Source organism: Xenorhabdus sp. NBAII XenSa04 (genome assembly GCF_963866145.1).
Classification (GTDB): domain Bacteria; phylum Pseudomonadota; class Gammaproteobacteria; order Enterobacterales; family Enterobacteriaceae; genus Xenorhabdus; species Xenorhabdus indica.
This window is the reverse complement of sequence record NZ_CAWMEB010000428.1, coordinates 21,801-34,094: the sequence shown is the minus strand read 5'-3', so window position 1 is coordinate 34,094 and position 12,294 is coordinate 21,801. Positions and strand designations below refer to the sequence as shown.

Here is a 12,294-nt window from a genome sequence, read left to right as displayed (position 1 = left end):
TAAACCGAGGTTTTTTACAAACTCATCTTTGTTTGGAATATCCGCACCATTCTTGTTTTTTTCCAGACGAGTATTGGCATTATTATTTGCTGCATCTGCCTGTGCTTTAGCTTCACGCACCTTAGCTTCGGTTTCTTCCTTAGAATAAGCTCCAACATCCCCTGCATTCAGCGCAATATCTGCTGATAGCGCCTTACCATTCACCTTACGCCCTGCCGGAACACGACCATTAGCATTATTATTCGCCGCATTAGCCAAATCATAAGCCGCCTTTACCGATTTCGGTGTCGCTGCATGAGTTTCGCTATTGCTGTCCACCGCGCTGCTTAGGATCACAAATCCCTTTTCTTTCAGCGTCGCATCAGGATGATTACGGCTATTTGCATGTTTCTTAATGGAATCGTCCACATATTCACGTGTCGCCAGGATCACAGACGGATCAATTTTCAAAGTCACTGCGTCAGCGCTGCTGACAATCAGGATCATACGGATCGTCTGTGTACGACCGGAGCCTTCCTGTAATTGGGGTTTGTAGGTTTCTGCACAGTTACCAACAGCGATCAGAATACCATCTTTGTCATACAGGCCGATTTCACGGATCCACCAGCCACCTTCGTTTTCAGGAATAACTTGTTCCGCAATGATTTGGTTAGTGTTTTTTGGATCAATGCTCAGCGTATTAATCGCTGCACGACGTTTTTCATTAATCAATTTAGTTTGTTTAGTGTCTGGCATCGGCAGGCTGCCGCCACCATCACCAACGGCCATATGGGTAATTTCGATTTTAGTACCCAGTGCCGCAGCATTTGCCAATTTATCTGCGCCCAACTGTGTCAGCAGCGCAAAATATTTGGTACTCATGGTCTAATCCTCATGTCATCAATAATATGTACTCCCGCGCCCACAATTTCTGAGCCGGATACTGTCACTTCTTTTGGGAAATAGGGATAAACTGTCAATTCATCACCGCTGTAAGTCGCTACCGAGTAGTGATATTCACCGCGTGTATCCAGGTTGATATCCAACCCAATCAAATGTCGACTCACCGGCTTGGCATCGAAAATCAAATTTTCCAGCTCTTCGAACATTTCATGGGTGATACCACTATCCAGCACACCAATGTCCAGCCGGAAGGTGCCCGGAACGTCGTTGGTCTGCCACCACTCCCGTACACGGATGATATAACCTAACGGTTCAACTACCCGCCGAATCGCACCAATCGTTCCTTTATGTTTGTGCAGGAACAACGAGCTTTTGATCACTTCCCTTTTGGTGTTCTCAGGCCAGTTTTCGTCCCAGCGATCCACTGACCACGCCCATGCCAGATAAGGCAGTAATGATGCCGGACAAGTGTCCGGGTTCCACAGTTCCCGCAATGGCACTTTGATCTTCTGCAACTCAGCACATGCTTTAGCTGCGGCAAGTTCTAACTGGGTTGAGCCCATCGGCAGAAGGCGATCACTCATCAGAACCTCCCATCGTCAATGTGGTCTTGGTGCAGTAAGAAGCCTGAGTTTTATCCAGCACAACGTCTTTCAGCGGTGCTTTCAGTTCTACACGCTGGACACCTTCCACATGCAATGCGGCATAAATCGCTGACAAACGAATGTCACGCCCCAAACGATGTTGCGCTTCAACGTAATGTTTCAGTTTTTGCTCAGCCGCTTTACGGATAGGTTCTGATTCCGGTGTCGGGAAGATGTACAACACCGCATCAATTTCATATTCCACAATGTTCGCTGACTGAACTTTCAAACGATCTGCCACTGGGCGTACGTTTTCATCGTTCAGGGCTTTTTCGACGATTTCCAACAGTTCTTTGGATGCCACACCTTTGTCTTCACGGGACATGATTGTTACCGTAACGTTGGCTGGTGAGGGGCTGATAGCCGAAGCATCCGCGACACGCCCATCTGCACTGCGGGCATGGTATTCATAAGCCCCAACCGGTCCTGCAACGCTCAAACCTTCAAAGGCTTGAGGAATGCGCACGCGGTAATCGTTGTCGGATTCCATAACAGCCGGTGTCGGCGGTATGGTGGAGTTATCCGCAGAACGCAAAACCATGCGGGATACATTGTTGTTCGCACCCAATTGATCCAGATCGTTACCAGTTGAATAAGCAACCATTACCGCTCGTGCAGCTTCATTAACTCGCTGGCGCAGAAGCAGTTCGCGGTACACGTTCTCTTCCAGCAACTTCACCAAAGGCTCGGATTCAAGTTGCAGGGTTCGAGCAATGGCATCTTGCTGGTCTCCAGGATAAAGCGATATCAGCCCTCTTTTGCGCTCTTCTAACAGTTGTTCGTAATCCAGTGGCTCAACCACGTCCGGTGGCGGCAACTGACTTAAATCGATTGTTGGCATTGCTTACCTCACCGGAATCGAAAGTGAAAATTCTTTGGCGGACTGATGGTAAGTACCCGTGATATCTACCACCATTCTGCCGTCCTGTAGGGTTTCCATCGTGATTGACGTCAGCGTCACACGTGGCTCCCAGCGGCTGATTGCGGTAAAGCTGGCCGCCATCACTTGAAGCCTGAGCGCCGGGTTTTGCGGCCAGTCGATCAGTTCAGGCAGCAAAGAGCCGTAAGTCCGCCGTGCAATACGGCTACCCACAGGGGTCAGTAAAATATCGCTGACAGATTGCCGGACATGATCCAGATCGGCCAGCTCCTTACCTGTCTGTCGGTTCATACCCAGATACATCATACGGGGCCTCCTGATGTGTCACCGCCTGACCGAATACCGGTGTGTTTATGGGAATCCACGATCACACCATTGGAACTGAATGTGCCGCCGGTGTGCTCAATATTGCCCGTCATTTTGCCGCCGTTGCGCACGATCAGATTCCCCGTGCTCATTAGCTGCGTACAGATGACTTCCGGTGTATCCAGCGTAATTCTGGTGCTGGCAACACAGGTAATTTCCGGCGCAGTAATATGAACGGAATCCGATGCAATCACTGTCGCGGTTTTGATGCCAGTCACAGTCAATGCGCCTGATTGCGGTTCATATTCCATCACTGCACCATCCGGAAACTTAATATGCGTTGCTTCAGGAGATGTTGATGGTGCCGGAAACTCATCTGAGAAAATTGCTGGCAATACAAAGGCGGTGGTCAGTTCGCCGCCTATGGACAGTAATAAAACCTGCTCACCAACACTGGGCGCCCACCACGTGCGGGAGTTTCCCGCTCTGGATGTCAACCAGTGCAGCCAGTTGGTTTCAAGATTACCTGTCGCGACTCGGCACATTCCCTTTGTGGTATCCACTTGGGTAATGACGCCTGTTCGGATCAGGTTGCGCAATAAGCGCATCAGTTCAGTGAGTTGTGTGTTCATGGCGTAAGAATGCCATGAAAAAGCAGGTGAAACATTAAACCAGGCTTGTAGGAACCGGCATACAAAACAGCAGAAAAAAGGAAATTAAATCAATAAAATAAAAGCCTTTTTTATTCTGAAAAAAGGCTTTTAGGAGGTCATGTAAGGGAGTTCTGTTAAGCCATACAGAATGGCTAGGGTTTACATTGCCGGACAACTTCACGGACATACTGTTGCAGGTAATCTAGTTTGGCTTGATCGTTGATGATACCGGCTCGGATATCGTAAATAGTGCGTCCAGCTTTTGCAATGAGTTCGACTTGGGTTCCATCGCCCATACTGCGGGAGCGGGTATTTCGGTTTTGGGTGAGCTGACAGGTAGCAAGGTTGGCGGTGGCGATTCGCACCCGGCGATGGCCAGCGGCAATATCAGCCCGCAAAGCGGCATTTTCTTCAGTAACATGAGTTAATTTTCCAGAATAGTATTCATCCAGTTGAGCGACCCTGTTTTGTGCATCTTTCATTCGTTGAATAGCTGATAATGTTTCCTGGCTTGCTTTCTGGTAGATAGCAGCGATTTGAGCGGAATGCTGCTGCTTCAAGTTTGCCACTTCGCTAAGAAACAGTGAACGGTGTCCCCACCAGCCAAAGCATCCTCCAATTATAAAGGTGACAATTAAAGGTACTTTCTTCATTGTTCCAGTCCCCAACAAGCCAGTTCAGATTCCTGATCACGCCGTAAGACCTGCCCATAACAACCGTTCGGCTGTCCTTGGGTTTTTCGGCAATCACGTCCTCCATCATAAATCCAGCGTTTAATCTCCTGACAGGCACCTTTTCTATCTCCGGCATTGAGCTTGCGATAAAATGTGGAAGAAAAGCATTTTGAAGGACCGATGTTATATGGGCAAAAACTGGCAATCCCTGCAATTTGTGGTTCAGTCAGCGGAATGTGGACATTCTTTTTTACCCAATCAATCGCTTTATCAGCTTCAATCCGGTTCAATGCTTCACATTGTTCAGAGGTCAACTGCATTCCTTTATATACCGCTTTATTATCAATGCGCGTCACTCCCCGACATATCGTCCAAACTCCACCAGCATCCTGATAGGCTGTAAGCCGGTTACCCTCTTTCTCATCAAGGAACTGGGAAAGAATAACGGAAGAACTAGCACCACCGATGATAAGACCAATAAGCAACCGGCTAAGTTTAGTTTTGAAATCCTGCATACATATCACAGCTCTTTTGGTGCGTGATTTATCAGCTCGCTGACAATACTGGCTGATTTTGACGCAGGATCTACCTCCAGATTTTCCAAAATTTCTTTTAAGATCAGAGTGCGTTTCATTTGCTCACGACGATTGAGACGATAAGTCAGAATGCCGAGAGCAATGCTGGCGAATGCTCCCAACAGGAAACTCCACTCATATAAAGAAAGACCGGAAAAAATAGCAGTGGTACTGGCGCAGGCATAAGTTGCATGGCTGTATTTATCCATTCATACCCCTTAATCCCAAAGCTGGATCATAGGCTTGCTGGCCACAGGCATAAAGTCCGGCATTTCAACTTTTGTTCCATGAGGCAATATCGCGCCAAAATCAGCAAGTCCCGGATTGGCTAACAATACACGTTCCGTCATGCCCAATGTCCGGCCATAATGGCGCCAGCACAAAGCATCAACCGTCTCATTTTGTTGTGCAATAATTTGCATACACTCTCCTTTTCTTTGCAGAAAACAATCAGTAAATCGGAGAGTTATGATCGAATAATCAGCGGAACACCTCAATGAAGCGGCATTGTCGGAGAAATCGTACAAATGAAGAACAACTCTGCCAGGATATTGACTTTTTAAGAAAGCATAAGGGCAGGAATTGACCCTGCCCTTGTGTTATTTAAATTATTTGTTATTTGTTTGAGAATTCAATCTATTAGACCTAATCCGATAGCCAGCTATCATCCTCCCAGACACTTTGGATGAGTTCCATTATTTGGTTGTGTTCACTACTGTTTTTACTTCCTGTCACTTTTACGGACGTATTGCTGCTGACGGCAATTCTAAAATGCATCTCTGGATACTGAGGTAGTATTTTCTTTTTAAGTTCATTTTCAAGTGCAGACATGACCGATTCAGAAACATTAGCTCGCTTATCGAAAAGTATTTCAATCCGCATCATTTTCTCCCGACAAAATCTATTCTTCTACCGAATCTGAATTTACCGACCATTCCCTTTCTAACAAATTGTTTTTATACAAGCTATTATAACTGCTAAGTCTTTTTTCATAAGGTGCAGATAACTCAGCTATCCAGACCAATGCCAATTCTTTGTCTTCTGCTTGATTGCATTCACAACTTGTCGCCATTCTGGCAATAAAATTAATACGTTGTGCTACCAATGATTCCATAAGAGAGTCCACTGATATATACGCCTCCACTCAAAAACTGTATACATATACAGTACACCTAATTAGTGAAAATTTAAAGTAGTTTTTTCCCTTCCTAAAGATAAAAATTAATAGTTAATAACCATTATATATTTCTTTTATGGAAATTTTTTTTTGAAAAAAAGTATTCTTTAAAACAATTTCACATCTATATCACAATAATATCTTCCCTGTCTATCCGTACAGTTATTGACAGAACTCCAAGAGAGCCATTTCCTGTTTCTTTTATAGACAATCTTCTCCGAAGTCGGAATCGCATCAGATTTTGGTACAATTGACCATTGATGGATTCGTGTACAGATATATTTTGCATAAGACAGCAAAGGCGAGGTCACTCCTTGGATGACGTGAATTTCTTCACCATAAGGGCTACCAAATGGAATCTGTTTGTAAGAGAGTCGGATGACCAAATCACAACGAGCAACCCACGGTCCACCTTGGGCCTGCGTATAAGCAGCCCAATTGCCTTCATCTGCGGCCTGTAAGACCGCATTCATTTTATTATCAGACAAACGTATTTCTTTGAGTCGGCGCAATTCGCGCCAAACAGAAACCGGAGCGCCACCAATTTGTTGAAATTGACGAATACGCCAACGACTTGCCCATGCTGTTACCGATTTAGCCATATCGCGTAATGATTCGCCCGTTTCATGATCGATTTCATCTTCTAATGCGTAACCATCAATATTTTTAGAAATGTACTTTGCGATATAACCTGTCGCACTACCTTGATGAGGATCTATCTCCCTGTAATCAAAACGAGATTTTTTGTCATTATTACGATGACGCAGTAACTCTTCCTCTTCTTCCTGACAAGTGTAATGTTCAAGGATTTTTCTGACCTGCTGCACATGTTCTGGCAGCATAAACAATAAAATATGCCAATGCGGAGTACCGTCATGATGAGGTTCGACAACACGAAAACCAAATAGATTAATTCCTGCACGAGCAATAGCTGCACGGGCTTTTGCCCATACGCTGCATAAATAGCGTTGTGTATCGCGGGGAGTCGCGCCCTCCCACTGATTAACAAATCCACCTTGATGCCGGACTGCGTGGTATTTCGCTGGTGCCGTAATAGTATAGAATTCCCCTACACAGCCCATTTTGTCAGCAATATCCTCGAAACCGCGCATTCTGACCATCAATTCACAACGACGGATAGCAGGATTCGCGTTACTGTGAATCACAGTTTCTGCTAATGAAATACGTTCTCCCGCTTCATTTTCCAAATCAAAAAGCTGGAAAAACTCACGATTGCGTCGCTTTTGCTCCAGCCATTCACGCAAAGCATGTTGCGAAACATAAGGCGATGCCATTTTCTGAACCTGTCCAACTGCAATTGCCATATGTTCTGATTGAATATCCCGCAGGCGCTTTAAACGAAAGTACCACCAGCGGGCGGACATCATACGCAACATTGCTGCACAGAGCTGATCGACAGAAAGTGCTTTGCGTCCATGGTTAAATCGCTGCCAATAAGGAGGATGAGTACCACATTGCAACGTTAGTTTTGCCAATAATTGATAAACTTCTGCCATACGAGAAAATTGTTCCATCTCACTGTCCAAAGATTTCATTTGGCTATGTTGGGACTCTTGCAAAAAAGGTTTTTGCAAAGAAGAGGGACTTAAAGAAGCGGGTTCCCCAAAAGGCTTCAGAGAATAGTACTCATAGTTTTCCGTGATAAACACAGAGACTTCATGAGCGAGCTTCAAAAGCTGTTTACGATCATAAGTCACCACGTTATTCAATTGTGCAATAAAAGGGAAAGGAGCAATACCAGACACCCGGTGTTTGAATTGGTATCTGTGCTTAACCAACTGTAACCGTGGCAACACATTCTGCCCGACAGTTTTTCTCAGATAAGAATTGGCAGCCCTGCGCCCTGATTTAGTCAAAATATCGGCATAACGGCGGCTGAAATATTTCGCCAGAAAGACCGGTATCTGACCGATATATTGATGGCACCATTGATAATCTTCTGCATTCACTTCCCACAACAAACACTCTGCCATTGACGCATTTTGCGGGAAGTTTGGCCGACACATTCCCACCTGCTTATCGTTGGCAATAGCATTGCCAGCGTAATATTCATGAGCGAAAGAAATACTATTCATCAATGTCACCATATTAAGGGTATGTAAGTGCCTGACGTGCACATGCCATCTGTTCAAAAATGCTATTTATTCAGAAAGATAAACAGAAAAAATGTTTAAAAGAGTGATTAATTGGATAACGTCAAATGCTTGGGAAACTGACTGACTACAACCTTAATGTGATTCATCGCTTTGATCAGAGACCGTTTTTCCTCTAGGGTAAATTGGCTGATTTCATTGCCATGACGAGAACGTGGAATATTTGCCAAATAGAAAATAGCGGATAGCACCCGCTTATTCTCTGCATAATGACAATCCCTTTTGTCACGCATATCGGCAAGAAACCGTCTTAATTCTTTCTCATCATTTCCCCAGTATATCGCTCTGATCTTTGACAGATGGTTCAATCCTTCCAGCCGCTGACCGAGGTTAATTTGGGCAAATTTTTCTTTCTCTGTATTCGCCATATTTTCCTCACTCTTTTACCTTCAGAGAGCTTATTGTCTGAGCAATACTTGGAACACAGTTGATCTCTGGTATAAGGATTGAAATTTGGCAGTTCATGATGCAATATCTCTCAATGGTTTTCGCATTAACCAATCTGGGTTCATCAGGGTCTCAATTAGAGAACTTTGGTGAGATACTAATATCTCTTATCTGTACTGTCAATGAAAAATACCAATATTGAGATCAAGATGGGGGCTGATAGCGGTGGGCGACCAGCTATTGAGCGCCTTGTCCGCGCGTATGGATTTAAGTCTCGTCAGGCTCTGAGTGACCATTTAGGCGTGTCCAAAAGCACTATGGCAAACCGCTATCTTCGTGATAGTTTTCCGGCGGATTGGATTATTCAGTGTAATCTAGAAACTGGTGCTTCACTGTTATGGTTGAGTACAGGGCAAGGAGAGATGTTCCCAAACGGAGAAGAAGGTAAAAAAACGGAACGGTTGGAAGATATCATCGCGCCGTCAATCTCTCGTGTAAAACTGTCAGGAGGAAAACTAAATGAGGCTGATCCGGTTATCCTGGATAGTGAGCTAATTTCCAAAGACCTCAGAAAACCGCTGATGGTTGATGATGGCATATCCTGGTATCTGCTTGATACCCAGGAAGACAATATTCAGGATGGTTTATGGCTGGTAGATATTGAAGGAATGCACAGTATCAAGAAAATAGCCAAAATCCCTGTCAGTAAAATTCGAGTCAGCGATGATGATGTCACCTTTGACTGTGCGATCAGTGATATTCAATTCATTGGCCGCGTCGCTTTGGTGATCTCCAGACAATAACGGTTTATGTAGTAATACGTTTTCCATCAAGGTCATTTCTGTTCATCAGAATAACCTTGATGGCGTCTATTTAACCAGCCGGACGCTTGATCCGGTACAAAACATGCTCCCGCAATGGATGATCTTCCTCTAATGCCGGATACATGAAGGTCTTTTCATCTCTGACCATACCCAATTTTTTCATTACACTTTCTGAGCGATAGTTCAGCAAAGAGGTGAACGCCACAATTTCATCTAGTTCAGTTTCTGTAAAAGCAAAATCAAAAACTTTACGGGCCGCTTCACAAGCATAACCTTTTCCCCAAAATGGCTTATCAAGACGCCAGCCTATCTCAACAAAAGGAGAAAATGGCAATTCAAGGCTAGGGATATTCAGCCCAACAAAACCAATAAATTCGCCATTCTGCTTTAATTCAACCGCCCATAAACCCCAACCTCCTTGTATTTCGAATTTACGAATAAAACTATCAACGAATGTGTCACTTTGCTCTCTTGTCAGCGTCTCAGGGAAAAACTCCATCACTTCCGGATTACTGTTCAAGCGAAAGAAAGGTTCTCTATCTTCTTCCTTCCAGGCGCGAAGCCATAACCTTTCTGTTTCCAGTTCTATAATCACAACGCCCCCTTAAAATTCATTGAGGTATAAAACAGTTGACTATCAAAACAAAAACTGCCGGAAAATTCTACATATTTCCGGCAGAATACATGGAGTTTTATACTCAATGAATCTCAATAGATTGAAAAACGCGGAGTATTCTTTATCAGCAGATATCAGGCAGTGGTTTTAGATTTTGGCTTGTCTCCCTGACTTTCCTTAATAGAAACAATTCGCTCAGCTTCCTGTTTTTTCTTATTTTCTACTTGTTCAGACTGACCAATAAATAATCCACCACGTCGGATTGACATACTACCGCAACGGCTAATACCCCGTAATTCTCCGTGCTCAAGAATATCTAATGTTTCTGCACAGCACGTTCCTTCAACGTGACCATCAATAATAATTTCAGGTGCACTTAGCTCACCTTCCACTTTTCCGGCATGCATAACACGGATAGCACCTCCTTTTACGCGAATATTCCCGACAACTTTTCCCCAAATCTGAATATCTCCTTCCATCTCGATATCCCCTTTAAATACGGAATTCTTCGCAATAATTGTATTCGCACGGGCTTCAGTACCGGAGATTTTTTTCTCTTCAGTTTGCACAGGAGTGATCTGTGTGACCAGGCTGGCAGCAGATGCCTCAGTTTTTTTTCCAAACATAGCTTTGATTCTCTGTTTCATATTAGTAAAGTAAAATACTAAGGCTAAAAAAGATAAAATTGCTGTTATGGCACAACTAATATTTGCACCATACACGTACAAACCCAGTGTAATAGCCCAGAAGAGCCATAGACTGTATAAAAAAACGTTATCTGAAAAACGATACTTTTCCATATTTTTCTCGTTCTTGTGATCTTTTATCTTTCATCAGCAAATATATCTATGAGTATGCCTTAGCGGATATAGAAGAAAGGTGATGAAAATACATCCTAGCATTGTATCAGTATAAAAAACAATCTACAAAGCTATAACAGGGGCATTTGTAACGCTATTACACCGATAACGCTGTCGCTAAAGCCTAATATGCTGAATTATCGATAATTCTCTCTTAAACTCCAACATAAAAAGCTCACTTCAACAGCTTTATCTGACTATTTTCAATATAAAAACCATATAAACTAATAAATCCGCAACACAATTAAACGAATAATTAACAAAATAATATCACAGGTGATACAGTAATATTGTTGTGCCCTAATACCTAATCAATGAAAGAATAATAATGAGAGCATAAATTCTGGTGTAAATATGATTCTATTCTTTGCCTTTTCTAATATAAAAATTTATTTCAAGAAATAATCAATCTATTGGGATTTAAATTTACCCAATTAAAAATTGATAATTTTTATTAACGGAATGGATAAAAACATATCACCACCTCAGCTTCTCTGGCTTGAGAACAAATAAATTTAAATCTAAATTTTTGACATTTAAAACTAACATAAATATTAATTTGAGGATATAATACTGGGGTGATTTAATTGATGTTACGCATACGATTCTGATATCTGACAATATGTTTATCCTACATTCAATTTATATCCAGTAAGTTTTGAGTTGCATTCCAGTCCACAAAAAAGCTACTTGAAAGACAGAGGATATGGTCAATGGATCTCAGATTACTCATGATACGGAAGATTAGGAGTATAAAATGAAAAGGACGACAGGCTTAAACAAAAAGAATATTTTCTCTTTACAGTTAACCATGCCGGACTTCAATATTCTCGAACATAAACAAAGAGGACTGTATATTTTACTTGACGGGGAAATGATGTGGAAAGATTGCACCAAAACCTATCACATCAAGTCAAATGATATCCTTCTTACCCATCCGGGAAACTATGCTGCAAAAACTAATACAAAAAATTGTCAGGCATTATGGCTACCATTACATATGGATTTTTTGCGTAGTTTTATGAAACGCTTTGGAGATCTATTAAGTAATATAGAGCGTCATGATTTCCCCGCTTATCGGTTAATTCCTTTCAATCAATTTCCTTTATTAACAGAAAGTATCCGTGGATTAGTCAACGTACTTGCTCATGACTATCCCCCAGTATTGGTTCAGTTAAGAATTGAAGAGCTACTTTTGTTACTTTCCCTCGGAAAACAAGGCTCATTACTGCTGTCGGTTTTGCGGCAGTTGAGTAATCGTCAAGTAGAACGATTGCAAGCATTTATGGAGGCTCACTATCTCAAAGAATGGAGGCTGAATGATTTTGCCCGCGAATTTGGCATGGGGTTAACTTCATTCAAGGAACTTTTCAACAGTGTTTACGGCATATCACCCCGTGCCTGGATCAGTGAACAGCGTATCCTTTATGCACATCAATTACTATTGAACAGTGGAATGAGCATTGCTGATATCTCGCTGGAATCTGGCTTTTCCAGTCAGTCCTACTTTACTCAAAGCTATCGGAAACGCTTTGGGTGTACACCCAATAGAGCCAGATACGGCAAAAATTAATTACAGTTTTTTGCCTCATAAAAACTCAGGCAGATATGATGAGGCAAAAAATAATAAACCTGCCTCCAT

General features: G+C 42.9%; 17 protein-coding genes. 2 read left to right on the top strand and 15 right to left on the bottom strand.

All coding sequences use genetic code 11. The annotated features are described in order from the left end of the window. The 13 genes from AAC147_RS18025 to AAC147_RS17965 all read right to left on the bottom strand — a co-directional run. Nucleotides 1-861: phage tail protein (locus AAC147_RS18025; RefSeq protein ID WP_047683421.1), on the bottom strand; the 861-nt coding region annotated here is incomplete at its 3' end. Then, nucleotides 858-1,466 (bottom strand): phage tail protein I, encoded by a 609-nt coding sequence (locus AAC147_RS18020; protein WP_047683419.1) that lies wholly within the window; start codon nucleotides 1,464-1,466, stop codon nucleotides 858-860. The genes AAC147_RS18025 and AAC147_RS18020, both read right to left, overlap by 4 nt. Further along, nucleotides 1,459-2,367, bottom strand: coding sequence for a baseplate assembly protein (locus AAC147_RS18015; RefSeq protein ID WP_047683416.1), 909 nt, complete (start codon nucleotides 2,365-2,367; stop codon nucleotides 1,459-1,461). The genes AAC147_RS18020 and AAC147_RS18015 overlap by 8 nt, the downstream gene beginning before the upstream one ends. Nucleotides 2,368-2,370: 3 nt before the next feature. Beyond that, entirely contained in the window at nucleotides 2,371-2,712 is a 342-nt protein-coding gene (locus tag AAC147_RS18010; RefSeq protein WP_047683414.1) for a GPW/gp25 family protein, read from the bottom strand. After that, nucleotides 2,709-3,344 carry a phage baseplate assembly protein V gene (locus AAC147_RS18005; RefSeq protein WP_047683412.1) on the bottom strand — a complete coding sequence of 212 codons (636 nt, stop codon included), beginning with the start codon at nucleotides 3,342-3,344 and terminating at the stop codon, nucleotides 2,709-2,711. The genes AAC147_RS18010 and AAC147_RS18005 overlap by 4 nt, the downstream gene beginning before the upstream one ends. A 173-nt stretch (nucleotides 3,345-3,517) precedes the next feature. Next, entirely contained in the window at nucleotides 3,518-4,018 is a 501-nt protein-coding gene (locus AAC147_RS18000; protein WP_052189632.1) for a lysis system i-spanin subunit Rz, read from the bottom strand. Continuing rightward, the gene (locus AAC147_RS17995) at nucleotides 4,015-4,554 is read right to left on the bottom strand and encodes a lysozyme (protein WP_052189631.1); all 540 of its coding nucleotides are present in this window, start codon (nucleotides 4,552-4,554) and stop codon (nucleotides 4,015-4,017) included. Before AAC147_RS17995 ends, AAC147_RS18000 begins: the two co-directional genes overlap by 4 nt. Nucleotides 4,555-4,559: 5 nt before the next feature. After that, nucleotides 4,560-4,823, bottom strand: coding sequence for a hypothetical protein (locus AAC147_RS17990; protein WP_047683410.1), 264 nt, complete (start codon nucleotides 4,821-4,823; stop codon nucleotides 4,560-4,562). A gap of 9 nt (nucleotides 4,824-4,832) precedes the next feature. Beyond that, nucleotides 4,833-5,036 (bottom strand): tail protein X, encoded by a 204-nt coding sequence (locus tag AAC147_RS17985; RefSeq protein ID WP_047683408.1) that lies wholly within the window; start codon nucleotides 5,034-5,036, stop codon nucleotides 4,833-4,835. 223 nt (nucleotides 5,037-5,259) lie between these two features. Then, the gene (locus tag AAC147_RS17980; protein WP_231571503.1) at nucleotides 5,260-5,499 is read right to left on the bottom strand and encodes a DinI-like family protein; all 240 of its coding nucleotides are present in this window, start codon (nucleotides 5,497-5,499) and stop codon (nucleotides 5,260-5,262) included. A 16-nt stretch (nucleotides 5,500-5,515) separates the two neighbouring features. Beyond that, nucleotides 5,516-5,728 (bottom strand): hypothetical protein, encoded by a 213-nt coding sequence (locus AAC147_RS17975; RefSeq protein WP_047683404.1) that lies wholly within the window; start codon nucleotides 5,726-5,728, stop codon nucleotides 5,516-5,518. 170 nt (nucleotides 5,729-5,898) lie between these two features. Continuing rightward, nucleotides 5,899-7,887 carry a replication endonuclease gene (locus AAC147_RS17970; RefSeq protein ID WP_047683402.1) on the bottom strand — a complete coding sequence of 663 codons (1,989 nt, stop codon included), beginning with the start codon at nucleotides 7,885-7,887 and terminating at the stop codon, nucleotides 5,899-5,901. Nucleotides 7,888-7,994: 107 nt separating this feature from the next. Then, on the bottom strand, nucleotides 7,995-8,333 hold the full coding sequence (locus AAC147_RS17965; RefSeq protein ID WP_047683400.1) for a DUF5347 family protein: 339 nt from the start codon (nucleotides 8,331-8,333) through the stop codon (nucleotides 7,995-7,997). A 201-nt stretch (nucleotides 8,334-8,534) separates the two neighbouring features. On the opposite strand from AAC147_RS17965, the gene AAC147_RS17960 reads away from it, so the two are divergent. After that, the gene (locus tag AAC147_RS17960) at nucleotides 8,535-9,155 is read left to right on the top strand and encodes a phage repressor protein CI (protein ID WP_047683398.1); all 621 of its coding nucleotides are present in this window, start codon (nucleotides 8,535-8,537) and stop codon (nucleotides 9,153-9,155) included. 70 nt (nucleotides 9,156-9,225) lie between these two features. Here the strand turns inward: AAC147_RS17960 and AAC147_RS17955 are convergent, their stop codons facing one another. Both AAC147_RS17955 and AAC147_RS17950 read right to left on the bottom strand, forming a co-directional pair. After that, nucleotides 9,226-9,771: a GNAT family N-acetyltransferase gene (locus AAC147_RS17955; protein WP_047683396.1), complete on the bottom strand. Its 546-nt coding sequence runs from the start codon at nucleotides 9,769-9,771 to the stop codon at nucleotides 9,226-9,228. 155 nt (nucleotides 9,772-9,926) lie between these two features. After that, complete coding sequence (locus AAC147_RS17950; RefSeq protein ID WP_081989083.1) at nucleotides 9,927-10,418, bottom strand: bactofilin family protein; 492 nt, start codon at nucleotides 10,416-10,418, stop codon at nucleotides 9,927-9,929. 991 nt (nucleotides 10,419-11,409) lie between these two features. Between AAC147_RS17950 and AAC147_RS17945 the strand changes: the two genes are divergently transcribed. Next, nucleotides 11,410-12,225, top strand: coding sequence for a helix-turn-helix transcriptional regulator (locus AAC147_RS17945; protein ID WP_047683392.1), 816 nt, complete (start codon nucleotides 11,410-11,412; stop codon nucleotides 12,223-12,225). Nucleotides 12,226-12,294: the final 69 nt, after the last annotated feature.

Bases quoted from the DNA above. Each gene is read 5' to 3' on its own strand.
- AAC147_RS18020 (WP_047683419.1), bottom strand. From the start codon at position 1,466: ATGAGTGATCGCCTTCTGCCGATGGGCTCAACCCAGTTAGAACTTGCC.
- AAC147_RS18015 (WP_047683416.1), bottom strand. From the start codon at position 2,367: ATGCCAACAATCGATTTAAGTCAGTTGCCGCCACCGGACGTGGTTGAG.
- AAC147_RS18010 (WP_047683414.1), bottom strand. From the start codon at position 2,712: ATGATGTATCTGGGTATGAACCGACAGACAGGTAAGGAGCTGGCCGAT.
- AAC147_RS18005 (WP_047683412.1), bottom strand. From the start codon at position 3,344: ATGAACACACAACTCACTGAACTGATGCGCTTATTGCGCAACCTGATC.
- AAC147_RS18000 (WP_052189632.1), bottom strand. From the start codon at position 4,018: ATGAAGAAAGTACCTTTAATTGTCACCTTTATAATTGGAGGATGCTTT.
- AAC147_RS17995 (WP_052189631.1), bottom strand. From the start codon at position 4,554: ATGCAGGATTTCAAAACTAAACTTAGCCGGTTGCTTATTGGTCTTATC.
- AAC147_RS17990 (WP_047683410.1), bottom strand. From the start codon at position 4,823: ATGGATAAATACAGCCATGCAACTTATGCCTGCGCCAGTACCACTGCT.
- AAC147_RS17985 (WP_047683408.1), bottom strand. From the start codon at position 5,036: ATGCAAATTATTGCACAACAAAATGAGACGGTTGATGCTTTGTGCTGG.
- AAC147_RS17980 (WP_231571503.1), bottom strand. From the start codon at position 5,499: ATGATGCGGATTGAAATACTTTTCGATAAGCGAGCTAATGTTTCTGAA.
- AAC147_RS17975 (WP_047683404.1), bottom strand. From the start codon at position 5,728: ATGGAATCATTGGTAGCACAACGTATTAATTTTATTGCCAGAATGGCG.
- AAC147_RS17970 (WP_047683402.1), bottom strand. From the start codon at position 7,887: ATGAATAGTATTTCTTTCGCTCATGAATATTACGCTGGCAATGCTATT.
- AAC147_RS17965 (WP_047683400.1), bottom strand. From the start codon at position 8,333: ATGGCGAATACAGAGAAAGAAAAATTTGCCCAAATTAACCTCGGTCAG.
- AAC147_RS17960 (WP_047683398.1), top strand. From the start codon at position 8,535: ATGAAAAATACCAATATTGAGATCAAGATGGGGGCTGATAGCGGTGGG.
- AAC147_RS17950 (WP_081989083.1), bottom strand. From the start codon at position 10,418: ATGTTTGGAAAAAAAACTGAGGCATCTGCTGCCAGCCTGGTCACACAG.
- AAC147_RS17945 (WP_047683392.1), top strand. From the start codon at position 11,410: ATGAAAAGGACGACAGGCTTAAACAAAAAGAATATTTTCTCTTTACAG.